This is a genomic window from Arthrobacter sp. AD-310 (assembly GCF_054656615.1).
Window position 1 is genome coordinate 52,144 of record NZ_BAAHNO010000006.1, and the last position, 25,168, is coordinate 77,311.

Genomic DNA, 25,168 nt, shown 5'->3' on the forward strand with positions numbered 1-25,168 from the left:
GTTTACCTGATGCGAAAAGTACCTGCGCTTGGAATGATGGCCGCGGCGATGCTGGCACTGGCCGGCTGCACTGGGGGTGGCGGCGGTGCCGCGACCCCTTCGCCCACGGGAACGGCGTCGCCTACCGCCACCGAAACCGACAAGGTGTACACGGAAGATGAGTTGCGTGAGCTGATCTCCGGCAAGAGCGACGCCGACGGCAACGAACTCAAGCTGTACTCAAAGGAGCAGGTGGACCAGGGCGGGAACATCGCCAACCTGCTGCTGAGCACCGCCAGCGTGGACCCGGAGGACTGCAAGGACATCGCCACCGCCGGCCTGCTGGACACGGTGGAGAACGGCGAGGTGGCCGTCGCCATCTCGGAGGGCAACCAGCCGCGCACGCTGTCCGCCCAGTCCAGTGGCGAAGGGGAGGATGCGGAGCAGGTCCTGACGGAGATCAAGGGCAAGATGGGCCAGTGCGACACCTTCAAGGTTTCGGCCCTGGGGCAGGAGTATGAGGTCACCAGCGAGGAACTCCAGGCCGACACCGACGCAGAGGAAACATTCGCCACGCTCAGCACCCGAAGCGGGGAAAACCAGCAGAAGCTGATGCAGGTGTCCGCCGCCGAGGGACGCCTGCTGGTGGTGGCCACCAAGAGCGGCGCCGAGCTTGGGGACACGGACCAGAAGGAGCTTGAGGACCTGATCAACGAGGTACTGGAGCAGGCCGACGGCGGCGGCAGCGCCACTTCCAGCCCGACCTCCACTTCCACGTCCACATCCAGGGCAACGTCCACGAGTACAGCCTCGCCGGACGATACTGCTTCGCCCGACGCAACGGACGACAGCGCCACGTCGACGGCTTCGCCGACAGCCTCGCGGTAACCGACGCAGCCTAGGTGGGCAGGACCGGCTGGTCCTGCCCACCTTCGTGTGTAGCTGCAGTACAGATGCGGGAAGTGTCAGGCGCTGGCCGGGGGAAACACCCGGCCCTCCTCCTGCTCCAGAACCAGCCGGTCCAGCCGTACGGCAAGTTCCGGCGTCGGAGCGGACGCATCCACCTTCACAAAGCCTGAGTACTCCGGCAGTTGCCGGTAGGCCTCGCAGAACGCCGCGAGGTCCTCGAAGCTCTCTTCATCCGTTCCGCGGGCAGCAATGCGCCGATGGGCCACACCGGGATCCACGTCAAGGTGCACCACAACATCCGGGGCGGGAAGAACCGCCAGCAGCCATGGGAGGAAGCGTCCGCGAGGCAAGCCCCTGGTGGTGCGGAGCGCGAGCTGGCAGTACAGATGCCGGTCCATCACCACCAGTCCGTCGAAGCGGCCGGCCCGCAGATGCGAGATGAGGACGTTCCACACCCGGAAGGTGGTTTCGACCGCGTCAGCGAGGCGGTCCGGAATCCGGATACCCAGCCGGGCGGCCAGGACGGACATGCTGCGCCGGCCGGCGTGGTTGTTCAGGAGCAGCGCGTTGCCGCCCCGCGCCTGCACCATGGAAATGAGGGCGCGGGCCGCCGTCGACTTTCCGGAACCGTCGATACCGGTCAGGACAATGATCACGTGGCTCCTTCCGCCAAGGGGTTAAACGCCCTGCCATTCCCGGAAACTCCGGCCGGGCGGCGATTCACAGGAAAATGGCACCTTTTCACAGGTTCGGGCCCGCCGGCCGCTGCACCCTTGCGTGCAGACCGTAGGCTGGAACCGGCGCCGGTTCCAGGCCTGGTGCCGCAAGAGCCAGCTCCACACGGTGAAAGGCAGGACCATGACCACATCGAATGACGAGCCACTGAACGCTGCGGACCTTCGCGGCCCGGGTGACCCGGACGAAGCCAAGGACAACGGGACCGCGGCCAAAGAGGCACCGCAAAGCGGGCAGCACCCGGAGCTTCCCAACGCCGCCAACATCCGCGAGGAACAGCAGGCCCATGCCGGCGGAACCGTGCCTGCCTCGTATGTCGGAAGCGGCGAGCCTGGCCAGCAGGACAAACCGGAGGAAGCACTCGAGGAGCCCGGAACCTGGGACGACGAACTCTGAGGTGATCACCCGCGACGATGTAGACCAGGCAGCACGCCGTACCGCCGGGCTCACCCGGCTCACCCCCGTTGTCGCGGCTGACCGGGGCGCCTTTCCCGGTGAAATCTGGTTCAAATGCGAGTTCATGCAACATACCGGGACATTCAAGGCCCGGGGTGCGCTGAACCGGATCCTGGCCAGCAAGGAACGCGGCGAACTGAACCCTGATGTGGGCGTGGTGGTCGCCTCCGGCGGCAATGCCGGGCTGGCCAATGCCTACGCCGCGGCGCAGCTTGGCGTACCCGCCACGGTGTTCGTTCCCGCCGCAGCCCCGGAGGTCAAAGTCCGGAAGTTGAAAGCCATTGGCGCGGACGTGGTGCAGGGCGGCGCCGAATACGCCGTCGCGTACCAGGCTGCGGTGGCCCATGCGCAGGAGACCGGCGCCGTGTACTGCCATGCCTACGACCAGCCTGAGATTGCCGCCGGCGCAGGAACGGTGGGCACGGAACTGCTGGCGCAGGTGCCTGGAGTGGACACCGTCCTGGTGGCGGTGGGCGGCGGCGGGCTCATGGCGGGAATCGCCGCAGCCGTCGAGGGACACGCCAACGTTGTGGCTGTGGAACCTGAGAACGCCCCCACACTCCACAACGCCCTCGTGGCGGGAAAACCCGTGGACGTGCCGGTCTCCGGGGTGGCCGCGGACTCGCTGGGGGCCCGCCGCATCGGCGACATCGGCTTCTCGGTCGCGCTCCGCACCGGCGTCGCAAGCGTCCTGGTGGCGGACGCCGACATTGTTGCCGCCCGCTCGGCGCTCTGGAACGACTACCGGATGGTGGTGGAGCACGGTGCCGCGGCCGCCTATGCCGCCCTCACCAGCGGCGCCTACGTCCCGGGCCCGGACGAGCGGGTTGCCGTGATCCTTTGCGGCGCCAACACGGACCCGGCCGGCCTGTAACACAGGCGGCCGGGTCCCGGCTGACGGCTTTTCCTAGCTGCAGAACTGGCTGTAGGTGCTGCCGGCTTTTTCGTAGCCGGCCTGGAGATCGGCGAGCTTGGCCTCGTCCGGGGTTTCCTTGGCCTGCTCGTCCGTGTACTCGAGGATGGACGCCAGCGCGGGCTTCAGGTCATCCGAGGCGACGGCGTGGATGGGCCGGATCTGGTTGGCCAGGCGGTTCATGCCCGTCTTGCCGGCGTTGTTGGCAGGGCTCGAAACCACTGCCTGGATCCGCTCGCAGGTTTCAGCGGTGGTCAGCTGGTGGGAGGCGGAGCAGGCCGTTGCCGATGCAACGAGGCCGGCGGCGAACAGGACTGTGGCGAATTTCTTCATGGATCCCTCAGTAGGTGATTGACCTTCCGATTGTAAGCAGAATGGGGGCGCAGATGCCTTGGCGCGTCTTCCCGCCGGTACCTAAACTGGCCGTACCATCGTGCGGAGCTGCCGCAGATCGGCCCCGCGCACCAGCCCAATCGAGGAAGCAAAATGCGCCGAACAGTACAACGCCGTGCAGTTACCGGGCTCATCGCTTTGATGGCCCTGATTCTTCCCACCGCGCTTCCGGCCTCCGCAGGGGAGTGGTCCAGAGCAGGCGTCATAACGCTCGACGGCGCCACCTCCGCCGAAGGCATCGCGGCAGGCCGCGGGACTACTTTCTACGCCGGGGAGCTCGAAACCGGGGACATTTATAAGGGCGACATCCGCGACGGGACAGCGACTCTGTTTATCGACGCGCCCAAGGGACGGCTGGCGGCGGGAATGAAATTTGACGCCGGCAGTGGCCTGCTGTTCGTGGCCGGCGGGACAACGGGTAAAGCCTTCGTCTACGACACCAGGACCGGGGAGCCTGCGGGTGCTTTTGCCCTTGGGCCAGGCTTCATTAACGACGTCACCCTTACCCCGGACGGGGCCTGGTTCACCAACTCTGCGGCTGCAGAACTCTACAAGCTGACTGTGAGCCGGGACGGCACGAAGGGGTGGGTGGAGACCCTGACTTTGACCGGTCCTGCTGCGGACGCTGAGGATGCTTTCAACCTCAACGGCATCGCGGCGGCAAAGAACGGACGGGTCCTGATTGTTGCGCACTCCGGGAACGCCTCGCTCTACACAGTCGATCCCGAAACCGGCGCCAGCGCCCTGATTGAAGGCGTGAGCGTGCCCAACGCCGACGGCATCCTGGTCCGCGGCAAGACCCTGTGGGCCGTGCAGAATTTCGCCAACCAGATCAGCCGTTTCCATCTCTCCAACGACCTCTCCTCAGGAACGCTGGAAGAAGTCATCGTGAACGACAACTTCCAGGTTCCAACGACGGCGGCGCTGTTCGGGAACACGCTGGCAGCCGTGAACGCCAAGTTCGACGAACCGGCAGCGGACCTGCATGAAGTGGTCCTGGTCCCGGCCCGGACCTCCGGGCACGACTGACCTTTGACCGCTTGGGTGCCGCTACTTTCCGAGGTACCGGCCGGGGCGGTGGTTCAGCGCGAGGATCAGGTTCAGCAAGGTGGCGCCCACAGCGGACAGGAGCACCATCCAGGGCGAAACGAGGACCAGTGCGGCCAGCACAATAGCCACGTCCAGCACCATCTGCACGTACCCGGCACGCCATTTCAGCTTCTCCTGCAACAGCAGCGCGAGGATGCTGAAGCCGCCCAGGCTCGACTTGTGCCGGAACAGAATGAGCAGCCCGACGCCGGCCAACAGGTTTCCGCCCAGCACACCGTAGACGGGGTCGATGTCCAGCGGGCCCAGCGCCCAGGGGTGCAGGCTGGCCATGGCGGACACCAACGCAATGGCAAGACCGGTCCGCAGGGCGAAGTTCCACCCCTTTTTCCACACGGCCAGGCCGAAGAAGGGCAGGTTCACACCGAAGAAGATCACGCCGAACGGCAGCGGCAGGGTGTAACTCAGCAGCAGCGCCAGGCCTGCTGTCCCGCCGGTCACGGCCTCGCTGGACTTGAGCAGGTACAGGCCGAGGGACGCGGCGAAGGTGCCGGTGAGGATCCCCAGGACATCCTCAAGCAGGGAATGGCGGACGGCCGACGGCGGCGCGGCGGGTGCCGCCGTCGTCAATCCTTGCCCTGTGCCTGTGCCGGTACCTGTGCCTGTGCCAGCCGTGGCCGGGGTGGGAAGGGTGGAGATACTCACTGGGCTGCAAACCGCCCGCGGTCCGACAGGACCGCCAGCACGCGGTCGTTTGTTTTTTTGTCAGCCAGGCTGATCCGGACGCCGTCGTTCACATAGCCGCGGGCCAGGATGTCGGCCGCGGACAAGGCATCCAGCAGCTGCCCGCGCAGTTCGTCGGAGGCGCGCAGCCAGTAGAAGTTCGCCTGGCTGTCCGGCACGTTCCAGCCGGAATCGCGAAGCGCGGCGATGACCCGGGTGCGTTCCGCCGCCACCGCACTGGTGCGGGCCCGGATTTCGTCTTCGGCTGTCAGTGACGCGATTGCCGCTGCCTGGGCCATCCGGTTCACCCCGAATGGAATCGCGGTACGGCGCAGGCCGTCCGCAATGGCGGGCCGGGCGATGGCGTAGCCGATCCGCAGGCCGGCCAGGCCGTACGCCTTGGAAAAAGTCCGGAGGATGCACAGGTTGGGGTAACGCCGGTAGAACTCCAGCGAGTCCACGCCCGGGCCGCGGTGGTATTCGATGTAGGCCTCATCCAGGACCACCAGCACCTGCGGCGGGACGGCGCGAAGGAACTCGTCCAGCTCGTCCGGTTCGATGGACACGCCCGTGGGGTTGTTGGGGGAGCAGAGGATCACCATCCGGGTGCGCCCGCCGACGGCGGCCGCCATTGCCGGGAGGTCGTGCTGTTCGTTGTCCAGCAGCGGGACGCGGACGGGCGTTGCCCCGGCGACATTCACAAGGATGGGATACGCCTCGAAGGAGCGCCAGGCGAACACCACCTCGTCACCGTGGTCGCAGACGGCCGAGATGATCTGCTGCAGCACCCCGGAGCTTCCCGGACCTGCCGCGATCTCGTCGGCGGACACGCCATGGTGGCGCGCGATCGCTTCGCGGGCATCCACCACAGCCATGTTCGGATACCGGTGGATCCGGCCGGCCTCCGCGGCAACCACGTCCACAACGGACGGCAGGGGAGCGAAGTGGCTCTCGTTAGAGGCCAGGGCGGCGGTCAGTTCCGACTCGGCGCTCCTGCCCGCCACATATGCGGGGAGGTCCGCGACGGCGGCACGAAGCGCAGGTGCGGAGGCTTCAGGAAGGGTGCTGGTCATAAAAGCATCGTGGGACAGTCCTGCGCGTATGCGCAACACAGCAGAATCCGGCAGGACAGATCCGGGCATAATGTGGATTCGCAGTGGCAAAATGCTCAGTATGCACCGTATCGACGCCCTCGACGCTGAGATCCTCCTCACACTCGACCAGGACCCGCAGGCCACCGTCCTGTCCCTGTCCCGGACGCTCGGCGTGGCACGGAACACCATCCACGCAAGGCTGCGGCGCCTGGTCAACGACGGCAGCCTGGCCCCCTTCAGCCAGAGGGTCCGGACCGAGGCGCTCGGTCTGCCGCTGGTCGCCTTCATCTCCATCTCCATCAGCCAGTCCGTCAGCGAGGAGGCAACCGCGGCGTTGCGGACCGTCCCGGAAATCATCGAAATGCACGCCACCACCGGCGACGCCGATTTGCTCGCCAAGGTTGCCGCGAAGGATCCGGCCGACCTGCACCGGGTGACCAATGCGATGCTGGCGATTGCCGGCGTCGTACGCACCAGCACGGCGATGTCCCTGGTGGAGGTTATGCCTGCCCGGACCCTGCCGCTGCTTGAAGCCGTGGCCCGCTCAAAGTAGCCCGACGCCCTCCCGCCGGACATGGCGCCGGGAGGTGGATAACCATGCAGGGCACGAAAAAGCTCCTTCCGCCTGGGGGGAGAGGCGGACGGCGCTTTTTCGTGCTGAGCCCGGCCTAGTGCTGGCCGAGGTTCCCGCCGACGGGCGGCAGGCCGCCGTCGGGACGGCGGTCATCCTCGCGGCGCTCGCCCGCGCTCAGGTTCTCGCCTTCCAGCGTTTCGTCCGACTCGCCGGTGGTGTCCACCAGGCCGTTCGTCTGGTCGAAGGCGTGTCCGATCCTGTCATCACCCAGGTCGGCGACCGAACCGGTGGAGCCGGCTGCCGCCGTCGTGCCGGCCGTTGCCGCCGTACCCATGGTGGTGTCGGTTGCCGTAGTGTCCGTTGTCAGCGGAGTAACGGTGGCGGGTTCGGCTGTGGCGGCGGGTGTAACAGTCTCATCGGCAGCAGCGACGGTCTCGTCCTTCTTGCCGCCTGCCGCCATGGCTGCTGCTGCGCCGGCAGCTGCTGCCACGCCGAGTCCTGCCGCGACCTTTCCGGAAATTCCAGCCTTGCCGGAGTCGCCGCGCGAGGCGCCTGCGTCCTCAACGCCGGGCGTGCCCATGGTGGCGCCGGGGTTGACCGTGCCGCGCCAGGCGCCGCTGGCATAGCCTTCATCCTCGATGAATTCCTTGAACCGCTGGAGGTCGGCTTCGGCCTGCCGGTCCACGACGTTGAGCTTGTCGCCGACCTTCTCAACCAGGCCTTCGGGCTCGTACTCAAGCGTCAGGCGGATGGAGGTCTGGCCGCCGCCGACGTCCTCGAAGTCCACAGCGCCTGCGTTCGTGGCGCCTTCGGTGGCTGCCCAGGCAACGCGGCGGTCCGGGACCTGTTCCAAAATCTTCGCTTCCCACTGCCGGCGGACGCCGCCGATCTCGGCCACCCATTCCAGCCGGTCGTCAGTCAGCTGCGTGACGCTCTTGACGCCGCCCATGAAGTGCGGGAATTCCTCGAACTGGGTCCACTGGTTGTAGGCCGTGCTCACCGGTACGTTCACCAGAATGCGTTTTTCCACCTTCGTGCTCATAACGTCTCCTTCGCTGTTGTGACCGGAACTGATGAATTTGTAAAAATCATCAGCATGCTTACCAACATACCTTTTGGGCGCGCACGTTTCCAGAGCGGGTCAGCGGAGGTGGTCGCCGATAAGCGCGAAATTTTGGATGACGGCAATGGTGGCCGGCCGGGGAAGCCCGGATGCCAAACGGATCAGGACGCCTGCGTGGGCGACGGCTCGTCCGGCACGTCAGCCCCCTCCGCCGGGTCCTGCGAATGGGCCCTGATGTCGTCGGTGGGGTCGGCGTCGGGATCGCCCTCGGCGGGAGACTCGGGGTGGACCCGCTCGTTGCGCAATGGATTGTCGGTCATCGCTGCTTGCTCCTCTGGTGGTCCGCGCTTCGGGGACGGCGGTACTGATCATTCAGCGCTCCCGGCTCTGCCCTGTCAAGGCTTCCTGCCGGGGTCCTGAAACTCTGGCCGCGGGCGGGGTTCTGTGCTGGACTGGGTGGTGCAGTGAGCACCACTGCCGCCGGCCCCGCACGGGAGCGGCGGCACCTTTTCCGGAAGAACATGGACGGCCGGCGCTGACCGGCCTTTGGAAGGAACACTCATGGCACCGTTCAAGATCGGGTACTTCGTGGGGAGCCTGGCAACAGGCTCGATCAACCGGGTCCTCTCCAAGGCGTTGATCAAACTCGCGCCGGATGACCTGGAATTCACGGAAATTCCCATCAAGGACCTCCCGCTGTACAGCTACGACTACGACGCCGACTTCCCGCCCGCGGCCCGCGCCCTCAAGGAGGCCATCGAGGGGTCGGACGGCATCCTGTTTGTGTCGCCGGAGTACAACCGCTCAATCCCGGGTGCGCTCAAGAACGCCATCGACTGGGGTTCCCGGCCGTGGGGGTCCAACTCGTTCGCCCGTAAACCCACGGGCATCATCGGCGCTTCGGTGGGCAGCATCGGCACCGCGGTGATGCAGTCCTCGTTCCGCAGTGTCCTGAGCTTCCTGGATGCCCCGCAGCTGAACGCGCCGGAGGCCTACATCCACTACGACGCCGCGGTGTTCGGTGAGGATGGCGAGGTCAAGAACGAGGGAACCGCGAAGTTCCTCCGGCACTACATGGACGAATACTCGGCCTTCGTGGCCCGCGTCCTGGCAGCCAACGCCCCGGGCCACATTGGCGACCTCGAAGTGGACGACGCCAAGCTGACCCGCTGACGCCGCCGGCCAGCAGGGCATGTACGGAGGCCCGCCGTCCCAGCACGGCGGGCCTCCGAGTCTTGAAGGAGCGGTCTCAGTCCAGCGGCAGGGTGACGGTCACGCTGGTTCCGTGGCCGGGGCTGGAATCGATGTCCACGCAACCGCCCGCCTCCCGGACGGCGACCGCCATGAGCCGGAGCCCATAGCCGTGGTGCCGCCCGCAGGTGGCGCGCCGGCTGTCAAAGCCCGTGCCGTCGTCGGCCACTACCAGCCGGATGCCGTGGTCCACGGCGGCGAGCTGGACGGTGAGCCGGGACGCGCCGGAATATTTGTAGGCGTTGCTGAGGGCCTCCCGCGCCGATTGGTACAGGAGGGACGCGCAGTCCGCCGGAATTTCGATACCCCAGTGCGGAGTATCCCAACGGACCGCGGTTCCCCGCTGGCGGAGGGGCCCGGTAAGCCGGTCGATGCAGCCGGCCAGCCCCAAGGTGTGGAAGTCGAGCGGATGCTGGTCCGTCAGCACGCCTCCCACGGTGATGACGTCGTCGTCATAAGCTGTCTCGTTTTTCATGACTTCCTGCTCCCCACAAGCTGGTTGGTCCGATGCCTTCAGCGTGGACCCGCAACTTCAGGGGACGGCAAGGTTTACGTCAAGATCACATCAATTCTGCGCGCGGGGGCCCAGCGGTGCCGGGTCCCGCTGCTTTAGCGGGGGCGATGAAGGGTACGCGTACCGGGACAGGCTTCCGCTGGGGAGGCCGGAAAGCGGGAAAAAGATGCCCTTATGGCTGCAGGCACTGTTGTGGGGCACGGTTGCGGGCGCTGCGCTGGTGCTGGGGGCGGCGCTGTCCTGGCGGTGGTCCCTGCCGTCCAAACTGGTGTCCTCGATCATGTCCTTTGGCGCCGGCGTCCTGATCTCGGCGCTCGCCTTCGAACTCGTCAACGAGGCCGTTGAAGGCGGCGGACTGTGGCCCACCGTCGGCGGCTTCCTGGCCGGTGCCGTGGTGTACGTGGGGGCGAACATGCTGTTGGCCAGGGCCGGAGCCAAACACCGCAAACGGTCAGGCAACCAGCAGCCGTCCGAAAAGGAGGACCCGGGCAGCGGCACGGCCATCGCCGTCGGTGCGTTGCTGGACGGCGTGCCGGAATCGGTGGTTCTGGGCGTTGGGATGCTGGCCGGCGGGGCGGTGAGTCCGGCCATGATGGCGGCGGTGTTCATCTCCAACGTTCCCGAGGGCCTGTCCGGGACGGCCGGGATGAAGAAGGCCGGCCGTAGCGCGGGCTACGTCTTTGGCCTGTGGGGCGGGATCGCCGTGCTCTGCGGTGCCGCCTCGCTGCTCGGGTATGTGGCGCTGGAGAGCGCGCCCGGCAGCCTGGTTGCCTTCATCACCGCAATCGCCGCCGGCGGGATCCTGGCTATGCTGGCCGACACCATGATTCCCGAAGCCTTCGAGGAGCACCACAACCTGACCGGACTCACCGCGTCCGTGGGGTTCCTGGCGGCCTTTACCATCCATCACGTCGGCGGGTAAGCCGGGAACAAAGGCCCTTGTTGGCGCCTGCTGCCCCGCCTAGACTCGCGGCCATGGGAACCCCACAGCCACAAGTCGACGTCCTCACCGAGGATGAATGCTGGAGATACCTGGAATCCGCCTACATCGGCCGGCTGGCTGTTATCAACGGGGCCGTGCCCGAGATCTTCCCCGTGAATTTTGTCCCCGTGGACCGGAGCCTGCTGTTCCGGACCGCGCCCGGCACCAAACTCCGGTCCCTGCTGTCCGGTGCCGCCGTGGCCTTCGAGACGGACGGGCTCAGTACCTACAGCACCGAGGTGTGGAGCGTGGTGGCCAAGGGGATCCCCGAACCCGTCCCCCAGGGCGAAGCCCCCATTGAACTGGCCGACCCGGACCGCGAACCCTGGATGCCCGGGCCCAAGGAACACCTGATCCGGCTCCGCCCCACCGAGGTCAGCGGGCGCCGGTTCGCGGTCCATTCCCGCCTGCGCTGGTGGCCGCCGCTGGATTTCTCCTCTGACTGGGCCTGACGCCGGCTCTGGCCCTTCCGGGCCTGTGGAGCCTGCATTAAGGCGTTGAACGTGTTGGTGCTTTTGCGCCGACAGGTGTGACTGTTCCTGAATGGCCCGCGGCCTGCGCTCAAAGCTCAATAGGGCGCCTTGTGTTTGTGCGTCGAACTTGACCGAAGGCTGCATCTTATTTGCCGCTTCTGTGCCGATTCTTTGCGTTCCTGTTGGAAGACTCAAAACCGCTCATCTTTGGTTTTTGGGAAATTGGGGACGAAATGTGCCACGCATCGCATTTGCTAGTAATAGGCCGATCTTGCAGCCTTCCAATAGCGGCGTAAAAGTGATTACAGTCATAATTCCAGCCCATAATGAAGAAGCGGGAATAGGCGAAACCTTGGTGTCGCTCCGGGGACAAACGGTCATCCCGGACCGGGTAATTGTTGTTGCGGACAACTGCACCGATAGCACGGACCATATCGCGGCCGCTAATGGAGCAGAGGTGGTCCACACAGCAGGCAATACGGACAAAAAGGCGGGTGCCCTGAATTTCGTCCTGGCGGAACTGCTGCCGCAGGCGGAACCCGAGGACATGTTCCTGGTGCAGGACGCAGACTCCCAACTGTCACGCGATTTCATCGAGCGCGCCGTGGGCCACCTGGCGGCGGATACCCGGCTGGGTGCCGTCGGCGGTGTTTTCCGGGGCGGCCGGGGCGGTGGGTTCGTGGGGCACCTGCAGCGCAACGAATACGCCCGGTACGCCCGGGATGTGCGGCGGCTGCACGGCAGGTGCCTGGTGGTCACCGGGACCGCTGCGCTGTTCCGCGCGCGGACGCTCCGGGATGTGGTAGCGGCCCGGCTGGACGGCACGCTGCCGCCAGGCAACGGCAGGGGCGGGGTGTACGACACTTCCGTCCTCACCGAGGACAACGAACTGTCGTTTGCACTGCTCACCTTGAAGTACCGGATCAAATCACCGGCGGACTGCACCCTCGTCACCGAGGTAATGCCCACCTGGCGTGAGCTGTGGGCGCAGCGGTTGCGGTGGAAGCGGGGTGCCGTGGAGAACTGCGTGCAGTACGGGTGGACCCGGGTCACCAGGCCCTACTGGGGACGGCAGTTCCTGTCGGTAATCGGCGTAGCCGTGACCCTCGCCTATGTCAGCACGGTGGCGTTTGCACTGGCCACGGGGGAAGGACTGCACATCCAGCCGTTCTGGCTTGCCGTGACCGGTGTCTTCGTGATCGAGCGTGTAGTGACGGTCCGGCTGCGGGGATGGCGGTACATGCTCGCCGCAGCCACCATGTACGAGCTGGTGATCGACCTGTTCCTGCAGGTGGTCCATGCGAAGGCGTATACAGATGCAGTTTTCAACAAGAAGAAAGCCTGGTAACCCATGTACAACAACCCAGCAGTTCCCGCCGCAGCCGGAGCCGGTTCCGGAACCCTCGCCATGACGGGCGCGGGCGACCTGTTTTGGGTGGCGCTTGCCGCCTTTGCCCTCCTCGCCCTGGGCCTGGCCATTAAGCGGATCGTTCCGGTCCGCGGCGCCAAGTCCTAATCATCCGGCCCCGGGCGCCCGGGCGCTGGCCCTGCGCTGGTCCGGCGCTCAACCTGCGCTGGTCCTGGCCTTGTCCGCGGAACCCTACCTTCAAGGTTCGGTCTTGCGGACAAAGCCGGGATGCGTGCCCCGGGCAGTTGAGGGAACCTCATGTCACCACGCTGACCAGGTTGGAACAGCCGGCTGAGTCGCAGATCTTGTAATTGGTGGTGCTGCTGCCTTTGACAGTGTTGACGTAGCTCCCGGTGTTGGAGATGACCTTCCGGGTACCGCTGATCCACAACGTCACTGTGCTTCCCGTGGCGCCGGACCACTTTAATGTGGTGGAGCTGATGGACTTGGCCTTGCTGGTGGAAGCAGCGAGTTGGATGGCCGGCACCGGTTCCGCCGGTGCCGGGGTAGCAGCCGGCACGAAGGAGAAGTCGCGGATCACCACGTTCTCCGGTCTGACGTGGGCCGGGTCGCCGCCGCCTCCGCCGGTAACCCAGAGGTTGAAGTGGACCTGCTCCTTGGCCGGAACGGGAACGGTGGCGCCTTCGAGGACCGTCCGTTTCAGGAGTGTTCCGCCGTAGCCCTCGCCCGCAAAGGTCTCGAAGGTGATCCGTCCGGGTTCCCACACCATGCGGTGGGTGTTGATCGGGCTGTTAGTCACGTTAAAGACGGTGGTGTTGTTGCCCTCGCCCGGAGGTTTGGTGGCATCGAACCAGTAGCCGTGCCCCTGGGTGACGGGCCAGGATTCGCCGTAGGCCGCACCGCCGCCCCATGCTGACGCTTCGCAAAGATCGATCTCGTTGTAGCCGGGCTCCGCCAACGGGTCGTACGTGAAGAGGCAGCCCCAGACCACTTCCTTCTGCAGGGTGGTGAGGTCCTTTTCCACCGTGGTGCTGTAGGTTCCGTAGCCAAAACCCTGGCGGGTGGACTGGAATTCGGCCCCCACCGGAGCTTCGCCCGTGGGGTTCGTGAGGGACATGGTGACGTGGCCGTTGGCATCCGGGTCGCCGACGTTGGCGGCCGCGAACAGCCTGTTGTACTGCGGGGCACCGCCCCAAAAGCGCTTCTCCCAGTTAAAGCCCTTCCAGCTGAAGTTGCCGGCCGGTCCGGGGTCCGGGTTGAGCGGGGTGGTGTCCGCGGCTTGGGCGGGGGCCACGCTGGCGAGTACGGCAAGGGTGAGTGCCGCGACCATGGCCAGCGGCTTCCCCCAGCGGAGGGAATGGAGGTCAGAAAAGCGAAAACACGTCATGCAACGCCCCTTATCGGTTGCTCCCAGCGAGCAATTTGCGCTCCCGTTGAGCACAGGTTGATCATCAGGCAGGCGCCGCAGAAAAGGCAATAGCCGGAGTCGGGATTTTCCCGGCCGTATTCCTCAGTAAAAGTGCAAAAATCAATCAAGCTCAACAAAAACGCAAGCAAAACCAAAGAGTGGCTATTGGGCTTAATTCCCGGGTAATCTCCTCTTGACGCGTTGATGCGCAATATCGCAGACCATCCGATTGGCTTTCGTCTCCGAACACACCGTGTAAAAGCTTGAGTTGCCGGCACCGGTTTCTTTCCGGCGGCCAGGGACCGTGCGCCTTTTGTTGCGCGGCGGGCGGCAGCCCGGGCGGCAGGCGGTAAGAAGTTTCAGAGTGGGGGAAGCGATGGTTGAGCGCGGCGTTGCCGTGGTGGTCGAGGACGATGACGATGTACGGGCTGCCCTGGCGGAGGTGCTGCAGCAGTCCGGCTTCGCTGTGCACTCAACCTCGTCCGGCTTTGAAGGCGTGGAGGCGGTCCGGATCCATAATCCGGACATCGTGACCATGGACGTCGGGCTTCCGGATTTCGACGGGATTGAAGCCGCCCGGCGGATCAGGATGTTCAGCGATGCCTACCTGATCATTGTGACCGGCCGCGTTGACGAGGCCGATGCCCTGATGGGTTTTGAGGCCGGTGCTGATGATTACCTCACCAAGCCGTTCCGGCCCCGCGAGTTGCGGGCACGGGTCGGCGCGATGCTCCGCAGGCCCCGGACGCTCGGTTCTCTGCCCGCAGTCGCACTGTCACCTGCGGGCAAGAGCGTGCTTCAGGAACAGCAACCGACAACGGACGACGCCGGCGGGCCGGGTTCGTGCCACACCGCGGACGGCGAGGACCAGGCCGGGCAGTGGGCGGCGCCGGGCTGCTGCGACTTCGCCCATAAGGGCCTCACCCTGCACGAGAGCTCCCGGCAGGCTGCCATCAACGGTGTGCCAGTCGATCTGACGCGAACGCAATTCGACATCCTTCTGGTCCTGATGGAGAACGGCAGGGCTGTCCAGACGAAAGCAGACCTGGTCCGCCGGCTCCGCAACGAGCCGTACAGCACCAACTCATACGTCAGCAGCGGCGAAGAGCGTGCGGTGGAGGTGCACCTTGGCAACCTGCGCAAGCGGTTGGGGGACAGTTCCCGGAACCCTCGCTGGGTGGAGACTGTGCGCGGCGTGGGCTACCGGATGACCCAGTAGCCCGAAGCGCGGGCAAAAATAACGGCCCGGAGTCCGGCGCCTTTCAGTGCAGGGGCTGTTAGCGTGGAGGCCCGGCCAATGAAGGAGGAGCCATGACCATCAATTCACCCGATTCACTGCCTGAGGACGAGCCGCAGGAGGTCGCCGCAACAAGAGGCGACGGCGGGATCCCCCAAGGCGGGGACGGCATCGGCATCGCGGCCGACGGCGAACCCAACACTTTCGAACCCGAAGAGGATCCGGACGCTACAGACGAATCCGGAAGCTAGCCGCTTACCCCTCAAGGTTCGCTCAAGATTCCCGAAAGTAAGCGGTTTTTGAAATCTGCCATACCTACCGGCCGGTAGATTTCTACTGTTTCCAGTTCCCCCAAGTTGGAAACACAGAAGCCCCCGTGCTGGAGCGAGACTCGCGCGGGGGCTTCACCTCACTACTCCTGATAACCTTCGGCTCCTTAGCCGCCCTGCCGGCTCACCATTTCGTTAATCCACGACGGCGCAAATGGGGACGTGCAGCCCGGCGGGGTCGGGTAGTCCTTGAGCACCTCGAGGCGCTCGCCGATCTCCAGTGCACGTGCCCGGTAGGCGGGGTGGGTGATGCCGATCTGGGCAAGGCAGGTGTTCATCGCCCACTGCAGCCGGCCAGGAGCGTCCTTCATCTCCGCCTCGATGATGTCCAGCAGCCCCGGCAGGTCCAGGCCGTCCGGCTGTTTGACCACTCTGTCGCTCGTCAAGGCCCAGCCTGCGCCGGCAACCACCGGGTCGGGATCGGCGATCCAGGCCACGCGCAGGTCCTCAGCGTGCGGACTCTTCTTCACCACGTAGTTCACCAGCCAGTCCTGCACCTTCGGGGCCCGGGCCTCCCGCAGCATCGCATCCAACAGGTCCCGCCCGAGCGCCTTGGGACGGCAGACCAGGAGCGCCAGCAGCTTCGCCGCCGTGTCACCGGTTGCCCACAGCTGCAGCGCCAGCTCCTGCTGCGTCTTCAGCCGTTTGGCGATCGCCCGCAGCTGGCCGAGGTTCACCCCGTAGTCGTCACCGTTTTTCTCATTCACCTCACGGGCGCGGGGGTCGTCGAGCGCCGCGAGTTCGGCCAGTAGTGCATCCAGCTGTGTTCCGGGCAGGGCCGTCTCCGCCATGTCAGTCTCCTGTCAGTAAAGCTCTTCGCCAGGGGCTACAGTTCCTGGTCCGCGGCCAGCCGACCGATACTCCACGCGGAGACCTTCCGCAGGTCCACCCGGGTGGCCTGCAGGTGCACGTGCTCCCCGCCGGAGAGCAGCAGCGGGCCAAGGAAATGGACGTACCGGTCATGGGCTTTGCGGGGCGGGTTGGCGCCGGTGTGCGCCGAGTGCTCCCGCCGCTGTTCGTCCGTTTCCTCCTGCAGGGCATCGAGGGCGTCCGCAAGGGCAGGGCTGCCGGGCCGGATCTGGTCGTGCTGCCGCCGGGCCCAGGCTGCCTCGGACACCGCCGAGCCGGAGATGACGGTGCCGTCCGCGACGACGGTGAGCTCGATGGTGGCGTCCGGATCGGCTGAGAGCGGGGCCAGCAGCAGCGCCAGGCGGGGGTCGACGTCGTACCAGGACTGGGCGGCGAGGCGTTCGTGGTGTGCCCTGAAGGTCTCCTCGTGCTCCGTATGCACCCTTGCGACCGTCTCGTGAGCTGCCTCGTCCGCCATGACCTGGCCCCTTCCTGGTTTCCGCGCGTTTGAGTCCCGTCCTACGAGCTTAGGAGCCAATGCTTCCAGCGGGAACCGGGGCTCCTGGTTCAGGTGATTGCCGTGGCGTTGGCGGGCGAGCCGGTGGCTCCGGTGATGTTCAGGGGCTTGATGCTGAGGAACGCGTCCCAGACCCCGGCGGCTCTCAGGTGCCGCGCGAGCGGGCCGAGTTTCCACAGCTCGCCCAGGGGGAGGCCGAGCTTGGCGAGGAGCTGCTGGTGCATCATGCCGTGGTCATTCGGCGCGGAGGAACGGTAGGGGCTGGCGGCCACCGGGGGCAGGCATTCGAACGCGAAGTTGTCCGCCGCCACTACGGCGAACTGGTGGTCCCAGGCCCAGGCGGTGAATTCCTCCGACTGGGCGACGCCGGTGGCCCGCCTGCTGTCCCGCATCTTTTGCTTGTCCTCGGGCGGCAGGGCAAGGAACCACTCGCACCAGCCGGTGTGGAGCATGAGGATGTCGCCCCGGCGGAGCTGCACGGACTGGGCTTCGAGCGCGGCCCGGATCAGGTCAAGACCCAGCGGTTCGCCGGCCTCGTGGTCAATAGGGTCACCCCCGGTGGCCCGGTGGCCGGCCAGGTCAACCAGGACGCCCCGGCCCACAATGGGCTGCTCGGCCCAATCCTGGATGCCGAGCTCGCGGGTGCCTTCCGTCACCAGGCCATCGGGGGTTCCGTTGTAGAAGCCCACGTCGTCCGCCCTGCGGTGCCGGAGCCCGTCGATCTGCGTGGATCCCTGGAGGTAGTAGCCGTCCAGGTAGTCGTCGCGGTGGGCCGGGTGCGAGGAGTAGATGGTGTGCTTGGGTGCGCCGCGCTTCAACGACATGCCGGGGTCGAAGGCGTCCGCCGGGTAGTCGAGCCCGAACACCGTCCCGGTCCGGATGCAGTTCCGTGCCTGGAGGACTGAGTCTTCCGTGATGAACGACGGCGTTCCCCGCTCCGGCTCCGGAAACAGCCCCCAGGAGGTGCCCGCCAGTGCGCCGTCCCGCTGGAGCAGTTCCGCGAATGAAGGGTAGCTGAGCGTCGTCATCGGGTGGAGGCTTCCTGGGGCTGGTCCTGGTTCTGGTGCTTCCGGTAGCTGAGGAGGAAGCCGGCTACCGCGCAGATGGACGCTGCGATGCACATCGGGGTTTTGACGGTGTTGTTGAAGAATCCGAGCCAGGCGCCCTGACCCGCAACCAACGCGAGGGCCTGGCCTGCAACGAACACGATTCCTCCAAGCAGGGACGCTGCGAGGGTGATAACGAAGAGGGCTTCGACAGCCCGCCGGATCGAGTACATGGTGGCTCCTTAGATTGGCAGGACGCCGAGGATGATCAGCACGCCGATGCCCAGCAGCGGCAGCGCGTAATGGGTGAGCAGGCGCGCAAAGGTTTTGATGGGATTCACGTCCGCAATGCCGCACGCGACGTAAAGGGGCGCCCCGCCGGGCGGGACGGCGGCTTCGCAGGAGGAAAAGACCAGGACGGCGACGGCGGCGGTGGTTGCCGGCACACCGGCAGCGACGAGGGTTGCGACGCCGACAGTTCCGACGGCGGCCATCGTCGCCGTCGCGGACAACGGCGCCGCGACGGCGATGACGATCAGCCCGATCAGGATCGCGAGCAGCCACAGGGGCAGGTTCATCTGGTTCAGCAGCGTGGTCATCTGCTGGGGGAGGCCGGTGGCGGCCAAGGCGTTGGCTCCGGCGAAGGCGAAGACCACGGTCACGCCAACGACGCCGAACCGGGGTGCGGAGTCCTGCAGCAGCAACCACCAGGCCCGGCCGCCGCGGGGGAGCAGCTTCCAGCCGAGCAGGGCCCCGGTGATGATGAGGACCACCGGGATCCAGACGATGACGCTGACGGCCTTGGTGATGTCGGCGCCGGTCCAGTCCGAGAGGGCCTCGGCGATGGCGCCGGTTGTGATAACCAGGGGGATGGCGACGACGACGAACAGCAGCAGGGTCGCCCAGCCCCGGCCGAAGGCCGACTGGACGGTAAGCCGGTGTGCGGCGTCCAGCGGAGCCATGCCGCTCTTGCGGATCAGCAGCCAGGTGACGATCAGCCGGTGCAGGAAGCACCACAGCCCGCCGAAGAGCAGCGGAAGGACGAGGTCGTTGACGTTGAGCAGCGGGCCCACGGTCGCGGAGCCGACCAGGACGAACATGGAGGCGCTGAACGGGAAGGTGATGCCCATGCCAGCGTTTCCGGCCACCAGGGTGGCCGCCGCTGGCTTGTCCAGCTTGGATTTTTCCATCCAGGGGATGGTCACGGAGCCCACGGTGGCAGCGATGGCCGCCTGGTTGTGGACCACCCCGCCCAGACCGGCGGACGCCACGGTGGAGACCCATGCGGGGCCACCCTTGACGCCGCCGATCAGGGAGTTGAGCAGGTCGATGAGCCGGTCCAGCACACCGGTCCGGTCCAGGAGGTAGCCCATGAAAACGAAGGCCATGGTGGCGTAGACGATTTCATCGGTAACCGCATCGTAGAGCGCTTCCCAGCCGGTTCCGGCAGCGGCGGCACCGGTGAAGGGGAGCACCGTGAGGAAGCCGAGGATCATGGCTTCGCCGACGCTTCGTTTGGCCACTGTGGTCCATAGCAGGATGACGGCGAGGTAGGCGCCGAGTGCCCAGATGCCGGTCATGCTGCCGCTCCTGAAAGGGTGTGTTGTGCTGGTGACGGGTTCATCGTTGATCCTGTCCTGATTGTGCCTGACGCAGGGGTCAGCGCAAGGCTTCTGCCGGTGCCGCGGCGATCCGGGTGAGGGCTGCGGCGGACGCGGTGGTCATCTCTGCGGGGACGCCCAGGTCCGAGGTCAGGTAGATGGCAGTGTCTTCCATCTCCTTGGACCGCCGCTGCGCGTGCTTGGCGGTGCCGACGAGGAACCTGTCGATCACGGCCTGCCCGTCGCCGGCGAGTTGGCGGGCAATCTGGCCGCGGATCCAGTCCTCGAGTCCGGCCGCCCGGCCGGCGGTCACGGCTTCCACCACCACCGAGGCCAGTCCCTTCATCAGGACACTGCGGAGGAGCTTGTGCGCCATTGCCGCCCCCGGCCCGCCGTCGGCAATCTCAACTGCTGCGCCGATCGGAGCCAGCAGGTCGGCAACCGCCTGGGCGCCGGGACCGCTCACCATCAGCGGGGTCTTGGCGCCTTGGATAGGGACGGGGCCGAGGATGGCGACGTCGGCGAAGCTGGCTTTGCTGGGCAACTGTCCCAGTTCCCGCATCACCTGGGGTGAGGAGGAGGTGAAGTCGGCGTAGCAGCTGCCGTCCGGCAGCACGGGCAGGCACTCCTGGGCCACTGCCCGTGCCGCGGCCGCGCCGGTCATCACGAGGACAATGTCGGCTCCGGCGCAGGCCTCGGCTGCCGTTGCGGCCCGGGTTACCCCGGCGGGGGTGGTGGGGGCGACGGGATCAAACCCCGTTACGTCGTGGCCGGCGGCGACGAGGGCCGTGGCGTAGGTTGCTCCGGCTTCGCCGAGGCCGATGACGGTGCACGCAGTCATGGATCTTAGGTCTTCCTGGTTAGTGGCGGTCCGCGATGATTGCGGCCCGGCGGTTGGTTTCGTCGGCGAACACGGCTTCAGCCGCATCAGCCACCTTTTCTGCAAGCTCGCGGGGGACAACGACAACGCCGTCCGAGTCGCCGACGATGACGTCGCCGGGCAGGACGGGTACTCCGCCGAACGCGACGGCCGTGCTGAGGCGGAAGGGACCGTCCTTGTAGGGGCCGGCGGGGCTGGTGGCGCGGGCGAAGACCGGCATTCCGATTTCGCCGAGCGTTTCGGCGTCCCTTGCAGCGCCGTCGAGCGCGAAGCCGGCGATTCCGGCGCTGATGGCGCGTTCGCCGATAAGTTCACCCAGCAAGGCACGGGATTCGTCCCCGCCGCCGGCGACGACGATGACGTCGCCGGGGCGGGCGAGCTTCAGGGCCTGGTGGATGCCCTTGTTGTCCCCCGGACGGGTCCAGACCGTGAAGGCCGGGCCGGCGAGGCGGGCGCCGGGCCAGACCGCCTGGATGGCGGAATCCGCCACGCCCAGCCTGTCCATGGCGTCGCCGATGTTGGCTGCCGGCAGTTTGCCGAGCCGTTCGATGACGTTCCGGGAAGGGCGGGGAAAGTCGGCGCCGGTATCTTCAAGGACTGGAGTTGTCATGAGGGGTGTTTCCGTTCTGGTTGTGTCGGGAAATTCAGTCTTTTTTCTGGACCAGCGGCAGGACCTTCTTGAAGTCCTCTTCCTGGCCTGCCCAGAACTGCTTGTAGTCGTCGCCGTTGAGGTAGCTGGTCTGCAGGCCGAGGTCTTCCATCTTCTTGACGACGGAGGGGTCCTCGATCGCCTTCTGGAGTGCCGCTTCCAGCTTGTCGGCGACGGCATCGGGCAGGCCGGCGGGTGCAGAGTAGCCACGTGCGGTGCCGGCAATCAGGTCATAGCCGGATTCCTTGAACGTGGGAACGTCAGGCAGGGAGGGAGCACGTTCTTCGGACATAACGCCGAGCACGCGTGCCTTGCCCTGCTTGGTCAGGTCATTGACGTCGCTGACGTTGGCCACAAGGACGTCGACGTGCTTTCCAAGGAAAGCGGTGGTGGCCTGTGACGCGCCCTCGGAGAAGTGGACCGGCGCGAATTCGGAGCCGGTAGCTTCCTGGATCTGGGCCAGGGCGAAGTGCTCGCCGGTCTGCAGGCCGGTGGTGCTGGCGGTCATGGACTTCGGGTTGGCCTTGGCGGCGTCCAGGAGGTCCTTCAGCGTCTGGTAGGGGCTGTCGGGCTGGACGGCGATGACCGCGGGGTCGATGACCTGCCGGCCCAGGGGCTGGAAGCTTTCGCGGGTGTACTTTGCTCCGCGGCTGGGGTCCAGGGGGGACACGACGACGGACGGGGAACCGGTGGCGCCGATGGTGTAGCCGTCGGGCTTGCTGCTGGTCAGCTGGGTGTAGCCGATCTGGCCGCCGGCGCCCGGCTTGTTGACGACCTCAACATTGGTGCCGAGTTCCTTTTCCAGGACCGGCTGGATCAGCCGGGCGGCCGTGTCCACTGCTCCGCCGGAGGCGAAGGCAACGACGAGCTCTATGGACTTGCCCTTTTTAGGAAAGTCGCTCGCACCGGCGGTGTTGGAGGATCCGGCGTTGGCGCCGCAGCCGGTCAGGGCGATCAGGGATGCGACTGTGACAGCTGCGGCAATGCGTTTGCGTGACAAGGTTCTTCTCCTTTGAAGTGAATGCCGGCCAACGGGGATTGTTCAGCCGGCGATGGGGATTATGGGTAGGGGTTTAGGTTTCCGGGTCTTCGTTCAGGGCCTTCGGCTTACGCAGCTTGAGCAGCGGGCTGAAAACGATCAGGAGTCCCAGCCCGATCAGGACAGCGGAGATCGGGCGGCTGGCGAAGATGCTGAAGTCGCCCTGGGAGATTTCGAGGGACTCCCGGAGGGAGCGTTCCATGAGGGGGCCCAGGACCAGGGTCAGCACCATCGGGGCCAACGGGATGTCAAGGTGCCGCAGGGCCAGGCCAAGCAGGCCGAAGCCGATCATCACGAAGACATCGAAGACGGTGAAGTTGATCGTGTAGGCGCCGATCACCATAAAGAGCAAAATCAGGGCTGTCAGGATCGTCGACGGAACGCGGAGGATGGAGGTCCAAAGACCCACCAGCGGAACGTTCAGCACGAGCAGGATCAGGTTCCCGATGAAGAGGCTGGCGATGATGGCCCAGGCGATTTCGGAGTTCTCGGTGAAGAGGGTGGGTCCCGGCGTGAGGCCCTGCTGCAGGAAGGCGCCCATGAGCACGGCGATGGTCGGTGATGCGGGGATGCCCAGGGTGAACAGCGGGATCAGGGCGGCGTTCGCGTGGGAGTTGTTGGCTGTCTCGGGACCGGCCACGCCTTCGATGGCACCCTTGCCGAGTTCGTTGCGGTGGCGGGAGAACTTCTTTTCCGCGCCGTAGGCGAGCAGGGACGACACGGAACCGGTCATGCCGGGGATGAGGCCCAGTCCGAAGCCAATGCCGGTGCCGCGGGCCATGGCGGGGGCACTGCGCCGCCACTCCTTGCCGGTGGGAAGCAGTGAGCGCAGGTTGGGTGCATGCACCGTCGCGGGCTGGTCGCCCTTACGGTAGGACAGGAGTTCGGACAGGCCGAAGACACCCACGATCACGGCGACAAAGCTGACGCCGTCCAGGAGGCGGTCCATGCCGAACGTGAAACGCGGGGCCCCGGCGACGGGGTCAATGCCCACCATGGAGATCAGCAGGCCCAGGGCCCCCGAGATGACCGCCTTGACCATGGACTTTCCCGCGAGGGCGACGAGCAGGGAGATGCCAACCACCATGAGTGCGAAGAATTCCGGCGGTCCGACCAGCAGGCCCAGTTCCCCGAGGGGTTTGGCGGCAGCCACCAGGCCGATGGTTGCCACGGTTCCGCCCACAAACGATCCGACGGCGGCAATGGTCAAGGCCGCGCCGGCCTTGCCGATCTTGGTCATCGCATAGCCGTCGATGGTGGTGATGGCCGAGGCAGCCTCACCGGGAGTGTTCAGCAGGACGCTGGTGATGGTTCCCCCGTAGGCGGTGCCGTAGAAGATGGCACACAGCATGATGATGGCGCCGGTGGCGTCCATGTTCAGTGTCAGCGGAATCAGGAGGGCCACGCCCGCGACGGGTCCAATGCCGGGCAGGACGCCGATGACGGTGCCCAAAAGGCAGCCGAGGAAGGCGAACAGAAGGTTCTGCCAGGTCATGGCGGCGGCAAAACCGCCAATCAGGTCGTTGAAAATATCCACGTCTAGAGTCCGATCGTGTTCAGCAGGGGGAAGGCAGACACCGGCAGCGCGACGTTCAGGCCGTAGTTGAAGGCGTAGAACGCCCCGAAGCTTCCGGCCACAGCGATGATGAGCGAGGAAATCCAGGTCCTGCGGCCCCGGACCTTCAGGTGGTACATGAGGAACAGGAACATACTCAGCTGGAAGCCGATCAGGTCCATGACTGCCGCGAGGATTACGAGGCTGACCACAACCTCGATCACCAGGCGCCGGTCCACACCCCGTGGTGACTCACTGGGGTTGCGCAGTTCCTGCAGCAACCACACGGCTGACATCGAGACGAGCAGCACGCCCATCGCGAAGGGGAACATTCCCGGGCCGGGGCCCAGCGACGTCCACAGGCCCAGGCCGAGGGAGTCGACCAGAACGTAGACGCCGACGGCGGCAAACGCGCCGATCCCGACGAGGACTGAGGGAGCGACCCGGGCTGAGCGCTTCGTCATTACTGACTCCGTTGTCATGGTTTCCTTCAAGGTTTCTTACATAGAGTGAAAGCTTATTCCAGCTAGAAAAATAGTGACAGCAACCACATGTGATGTCAAGCGCAAGGATGTTACATAGAATGAAAGAATGGCAATCACTAAAAAGGCTGAGGCCTCCGCCGAGGACGGCGCGAAAGCAACGAACATGCGCTCCCTCTCCAGGGCAATGGAGGTGTTCGCGGAACTGCAGCGTGCAGAGCGGCCCCAGCGGCTCAGCGACCTGGCGCGGGCCTGCGGGATGAGTCTCCCCACCACGCTGCGCATCCTGCGGGTGCTTCAGGACTTCGGCATGGTGAGCCAAACGGACAAGTCGTACCGGATCGGGCCCGCTGTGCTTCCGGCCGCGAAGAGCTTTCTGGAGAATGACCCGCTCGTGGTTGCCTCCCGCCCCGTCCTGCAGCAGCTCGCCTCGCAGACCGGGCTCACGGCGTCGCTGTACACCAGACTGGGCTTCGAACGGCTCGTCCTGGCAAGGCTTGACGGCAAGGCGCCCCTCCGCTACGACCTTCCCCTGGGTAAACGTCTGCCGCTGACGGCGGGTGCGGCAGGCAAGATCCTGATCGCCTCGGAGCCTGAGGAGGTGCTGGAACAAATTGTGGCGGCAGCTATCGCAGCCGGCCATGAAAACAGCACCTTCACGTTGGAGGAGCTGCGCTCCCGGCTCCCGGAGGACGGTGCCGGGTACTCCTACTCCGCGGACGAGCGCGCGAACGGCGTCCTGTCGGTCGCCGTCGCGGTACCGAACCGGGGCGGCAAGCCGACTGAATCCATTTCGCTGACCAGTCCCATAGAAGTGGCAACTGAAGACTCGCTCAAGGCGTGCGTCCCTGAACTGAAGCGGGCTGCCGGCCGGCTTTCCGAGCTGCTGGAGGGCTCGGTGTACTAGGGCGCTGCCTTTCCCTGGCGGTTTCCTTGCCCTCGTAACAACGCCAAAGGTTCGTTGACAAGCACTCCTGCTTCTGCCAGCATTTCAGCAGTCGTAAGACTATTTCATTCTGTGTAATAGTACGTTTCGCTTGACGATGGAGTCGCCAGTGGCCAACCCCCTTTCCTTGTCCCACCGCCCCAGTGCCGCCGGCA

At 65.8% G+C, this 25,168-nt stretch carries 31 protein-coding genes; 13 read left to right on the forward strand and 18 right to left on the reverse strand.

The features are described from left to right. The first annotated feature begins 9 nt into the window (after positions 1-9). A complete protein-coding gene (locus tag ACYQ1Z_RS03255) occupies positions 10-867 on the forward strand; it encodes a hypothetical protein (protein ID WP_459791060.1) in 858 nt (285 codons plus the stop codon). A 77-nt stretch (positions 868-944) separates the two neighbouring features. Here the strand turns inward: ACYQ1Z_RS03255 and ACYQ1Z_RS03260 are convergent, their stop codons facing one another. Further along, a complete protein-coding gene (locus ACYQ1Z_RS03260) occupies positions 945-1,544 on the reverse strand; it encodes a dTMP kinase (protein ID WP_459791062.1) in 600 nt (199 codons plus the stop codon). A 202-nt stretch (positions 1,545-1,746) separates the two neighbouring features. Between ACYQ1Z_RS03260 and ACYQ1Z_RS03265 the strand changes: the two genes are divergently transcribed. Next, positions 1,747-2,019, forward strand: a complete 273-nt coding sequence (locus ACYQ1Z_RS03265) for a hypothetical protein (RefSeq protein WP_459791063.1) — start codon at positions 1,747-1,749, stop codon at positions 2,017-2,019. Between the two features lies 1 nt (position 2,020). Beyond that, positions 2,021-2,953 (forward strand): threonine/serine dehydratase, encoded by a 933-nt coding sequence (locus tag ACYQ1Z_RS03270; protein ID WP_459791065.1) that lies wholly within the window; start codon positions 2,021-2,023, stop codon positions 2,951-2,953. A gap of 33 nt (positions 2,954-2,986) precedes the next feature. Here the strand turns inward: ACYQ1Z_RS03270 and ACYQ1Z_RS03275 are convergent, their stop codons facing one another. Further along, a complete protein-coding gene (locus ACYQ1Z_RS03275; protein WP_459791066.1) occupies positions 2,987-3,325 on the reverse strand; it encodes a hypothetical protein in 339 nt (112 codons plus the stop codon). Between the two features lie 153 nt (positions 3,326-3,478). On the opposite strand from ACYQ1Z_RS03275, the gene ACYQ1Z_RS03280 reads away from it, so the two are divergent. Then, positions 3,479-4,414 carry an NHL repeat-containing protein gene (locus ACYQ1Z_RS03280; protein WP_459791067.1) on the forward strand — a complete coding sequence of 312 codons (936 nt, stop codon included), beginning with the start codon at positions 3,479-3,481 and terminating at the stop codon, positions 4,412-4,414. Between the two features lie 21 nt (positions 4,415-4,435). On the opposite strand, the gene ACYQ1Z_RS03285 is transcribed toward ACYQ1Z_RS03280, so the two are convergent. Together ACYQ1Z_RS03285 and ACYQ1Z_RS03290 are read right to left on the reverse strand one after the other, a co-directional pair. Beyond that, entirely contained in the window at positions 4,436-5,062 is a 627-nt protein-coding gene (locus ACYQ1Z_RS03285) for a YitT family protein (protein ID WP_459791224.1), read from the reverse strand. 71 nt (positions 5,063-5,133) lie between these two features. Beyond that, positions 5,134-6,228, reverse strand: a complete 1,095-nt coding sequence (locus ACYQ1Z_RS03290; protein WP_459791069.1) for a histidinol-phosphate transaminase — start codon at positions 6,226-6,228, stop codon at positions 5,134-5,136. Between the two features lie 91 nt (positions 6,229-6,319). Here ACYQ1Z_RS03290 and ACYQ1Z_RS03295 point away from each other — a divergent pair, with 91 nt between their 5' ends. Next, on the forward strand, positions 6,320-6,802 hold the full coding sequence (locus tag ACYQ1Z_RS03295) for an Lrp/AsnC family transcriptional regulator (protein ID WP_459791070.1): 483 nt from the start codon (positions 6,320-6,322) through the stop codon (positions 6,800-6,802). A 115-nt stretch (positions 6,803-6,917) separates the two neighbouring features. Here ACYQ1Z_RS03295 and ACYQ1Z_RS03300 read toward each other — a convergent pair whose 3' ends face one another. Together ACYQ1Z_RS03300 and ACYQ1Z_RS03305 are read right to left on the reverse strand one after the other, a co-directional pair. Next, a complete protein-coding gene (locus tag ACYQ1Z_RS03300; protein ID WP_459791071.1) occupies positions 6,918-7,865 on the reverse strand; it encodes an SRPBCC family protein in 948 nt (315 codons plus the stop codon). 182 nt (positions 7,866-8,047) lie between these two features. After that, the gene (locus ACYQ1Z_RS03305) at positions 8,048-8,206 is read right to left on the reverse strand and encodes a hypothetical protein (RefSeq protein ID WP_459791073.1); all 159 of its coding nucleotides are present in this window, start codon (positions 8,204-8,206) and stop codon (positions 8,048-8,050) included. 241 nt (positions 8,207-8,447) lie between these two features. Here ACYQ1Z_RS03305 and ACYQ1Z_RS03310 point away from each other — a divergent pair, with 241 nt between their 5' ends. Beyond that, complete coding sequence (locus tag ACYQ1Z_RS03310) at positions 8,448-9,059, forward strand: NADPH-dependent FMN reductase (protein ID WP_459791074.1); 612 nt, start codon at positions 8,448-8,450, stop codon at positions 9,057-9,059. Positions 9,060-9,135: 76 nt separating this feature from the next. Here the strand turns inward: ACYQ1Z_RS03310 and ACYQ1Z_RS03315 are convergent, their stop codons facing one another. After that, a complete protein-coding gene (locus ACYQ1Z_RS03315) occupies positions 9,136-9,612 on the reverse strand; it encodes a sensor histidine kinase (RefSeq protein WP_459791075.1) in 477 nt (158 codons plus the stop codon). Positions 9,613-9,817: 205 nt separating this feature from the next. On the opposite strand from ACYQ1Z_RS03315, the gene ACYQ1Z_RS03320 reads away from it, so the two are divergent. The 4 genes from ACYQ1Z_RS03320 to ACYQ1Z_RS03335 all read left to right on the forward strand — a co-directional run bounded on the left by ACYQ1Z_RS03320 (position 9,818) and on the right by ACYQ1Z_RS03335 (position 12,622). Then, positions 9,818-10,573 carry a ZIP family metal transporter gene (locus ACYQ1Z_RS03320; protein WP_459791076.1) on the forward strand — a complete coding sequence of 252 codons (756 nt, stop codon included), beginning with the start codon at positions 9,818-9,820 and terminating at the stop codon, positions 10,571-10,573. 53 nt (positions 10,574-10,626) lie between these two features. Beyond that, positions 10,627-11,085 (forward strand): pyridoxamine 5'-phosphate oxidase family protein, encoded by a 459-nt coding sequence (locus ACYQ1Z_RS03325; protein ID WP_459791078.1) that lies wholly within the window; start codon positions 10,627-10,629, stop codon positions 11,083-11,085. Between the two features lie 319 nt (positions 11,086-11,404). Beyond that, positions 11,405-12,454 (forward strand): glycosyltransferase family 2 protein, encoded by a 1,050-nt coding sequence (locus ACYQ1Z_RS03330; RefSeq protein WP_459791079.1) that lies wholly within the window; start codon positions 11,405-11,407, stop codon positions 12,452-12,454. A gap of 3 nt (positions 12,455-12,457) precedes the next feature. Then, positions 12,458-12,622: a hypothetical protein gene (locus ACYQ1Z_RS03335; protein WP_459791080.1), complete on the forward strand. Its 165-nt coding sequence runs from the start codon at positions 12,458-12,460 to the stop codon at positions 12,620-12,622. A 148-nt stretch (positions 12,623-12,770) separates the two neighbouring features. Here ACYQ1Z_RS03335 and ACYQ1Z_RS03340 read toward each other — a convergent pair whose 3' ends face one another. Then, positions 12,771-13,862, reverse strand: a complete 1,092-nt coding sequence (locus ACYQ1Z_RS03340) for a LamG domain-containing protein (protein ID WP_459791082.1) — start codon at positions 13,860-13,862, stop codon at positions 12,771-12,773. 397 nt (positions 13,863-14,259) lie between these two features. On the opposite strand from ACYQ1Z_RS03340, the gene ACYQ1Z_RS03345 reads away from it, so the two are divergent. Together ACYQ1Z_RS03345 and ACYQ1Z_RS03350 are read left to right on the forward strand one after the other, a co-directional pair. Next, positions 14,260-15,102, forward strand: a complete 843-nt coding sequence (locus ACYQ1Z_RS03345) for a response regulator transcription factor (protein ID WP_459791225.1) — start codon at positions 14,260-14,262, stop codon at positions 15,100-15,102. Between the two features lie 92 nt (positions 15,103-15,194). Then, positions 15,195-15,371: a hypothetical protein gene (locus tag ACYQ1Z_RS03350; protein WP_459791083.1), complete on the forward strand. Its 177-nt coding sequence runs from the start codon at positions 15,195-15,197 to the stop codon at positions 15,369-15,371. Between the two features lie 185 nt (positions 15,372-15,556). Here the strand turns inward: ACYQ1Z_RS03350 and ACYQ1Z_RS03355 are convergent, their stop codons facing one another. The 10 genes from ACYQ1Z_RS03355 to ACYQ1Z_RS03400 all read right to left on the reverse strand — a co-directional run bounded on the left by ACYQ1Z_RS03355 (position 15,557) and on the right by ACYQ1Z_RS03400 (position 24,067). Further along, positions 15,557-16,240, reverse strand: a complete 684-nt coding sequence (locus ACYQ1Z_RS03355) for a DNA alkylation repair protein (protein WP_459791084.1) — start codon at positions 16,238-16,240, stop codon at positions 15,557-15,559. 35 nt (positions 16,241-16,275) lie between these two features. After that, a complete protein-coding gene (locus tag ACYQ1Z_RS03360) occupies positions 16,276-16,776 on the reverse strand; it encodes a hypothetical protein (protein WP_459791085.1) in 501 nt (166 codons plus the stop codon). Between the two features lie 89 nt (positions 16,777-16,865). Further along, positions 16,866-17,843 carry a cyclase family protein gene (locus tag ACYQ1Z_RS03365; protein ID WP_459791086.1) on the reverse strand — a complete coding sequence of 326 codons (978 nt, stop codon included), beginning with the start codon at positions 17,841-17,843 and terminating at the stop codon, positions 16,866-16,868. Next, positions 17,840-18,094, reverse strand: coding sequence for a hypothetical protein (locus tag ACYQ1Z_RS03370; RefSeq protein WP_459791087.1), 255 nt, complete (start codon positions 18,092-18,094; stop codon positions 17,840-17,842). The genes ACYQ1Z_RS03365 and ACYQ1Z_RS03370 overlap by 4 nt, the downstream gene beginning before the upstream one ends. Positions 18,095-18,103: 9 nt before the next feature. After that, the gene (locus ACYQ1Z_RS03375) at positions 18,104-19,441 is read right to left on the reverse strand and encodes a TRAP transporter large permease subunit (protein ID WP_459791088.1); all 1,338 of its coding nucleotides are present in this window, start codon (positions 19,439-19,441) and stop codon (positions 18,104-18,106) included. A gap of 79 nt (positions 19,442-19,520) precedes the next feature. Further along, a complete protein-coding gene (locus tag ACYQ1Z_RS03380) occupies positions 19,521-20,303 on the reverse strand; it encodes an NAD(P)-dependent oxidoreductase (RefSeq protein ID WP_459791089.1) in 783 nt (260 codons plus the stop codon). Between the two features lie 19 nt (positions 20,304-20,322). After that, entirely contained in the window at positions 20,323-20,952 is a 630-nt protein-coding gene (locus tag ACYQ1Z_RS03385) for an RraA family protein (protein ID WP_459791090.1), read from the reverse strand. 34 nt (positions 20,953-20,986) lie between these two features. After that, entirely contained in the window at positions 20,987-21,991 is a 1,005-nt protein-coding gene (locus ACYQ1Z_RS03390) for a tripartite tricarboxylate transporter substrate binding protein (protein WP_459791091.1), read from the reverse strand. Positions 21,992-22,064: 73 nt separating this feature from the next. After that, on the reverse strand, positions 22,065-23,525 hold the full coding sequence (locus ACYQ1Z_RS03395; protein WP_459791226.1) for a tripartite tricarboxylate transporter permease: 1,461 nt from the start codon (positions 23,523-23,525) through the stop codon (positions 22,065-22,067). Between the two features lie 44 nt (positions 23,526-23,569). Next, the gene (locus ACYQ1Z_RS03400; protein ID WP_459791092.1) at positions 23,570-24,067 is read right to left on the reverse strand and encodes a tripartite tricarboxylate transporter TctB family protein; all 498 of its coding nucleotides are present in this window, start codon (positions 24,065-24,067) and stop codon (positions 23,570-23,572) included. A gap of 109 nt (positions 24,068-24,176) precedes the next feature. Between ACYQ1Z_RS03400 and ACYQ1Z_RS03405 the strand changes: the two genes are divergently transcribed. Further along, entirely contained in the window at positions 24,177-24,974 is a 798-nt protein-coding gene (locus ACYQ1Z_RS03405) for an IclR family transcriptional regulator (protein ID WP_459791093.1), read from the forward strand. Positions 24,975-25,168: the final 194 nt, after the last annotated feature.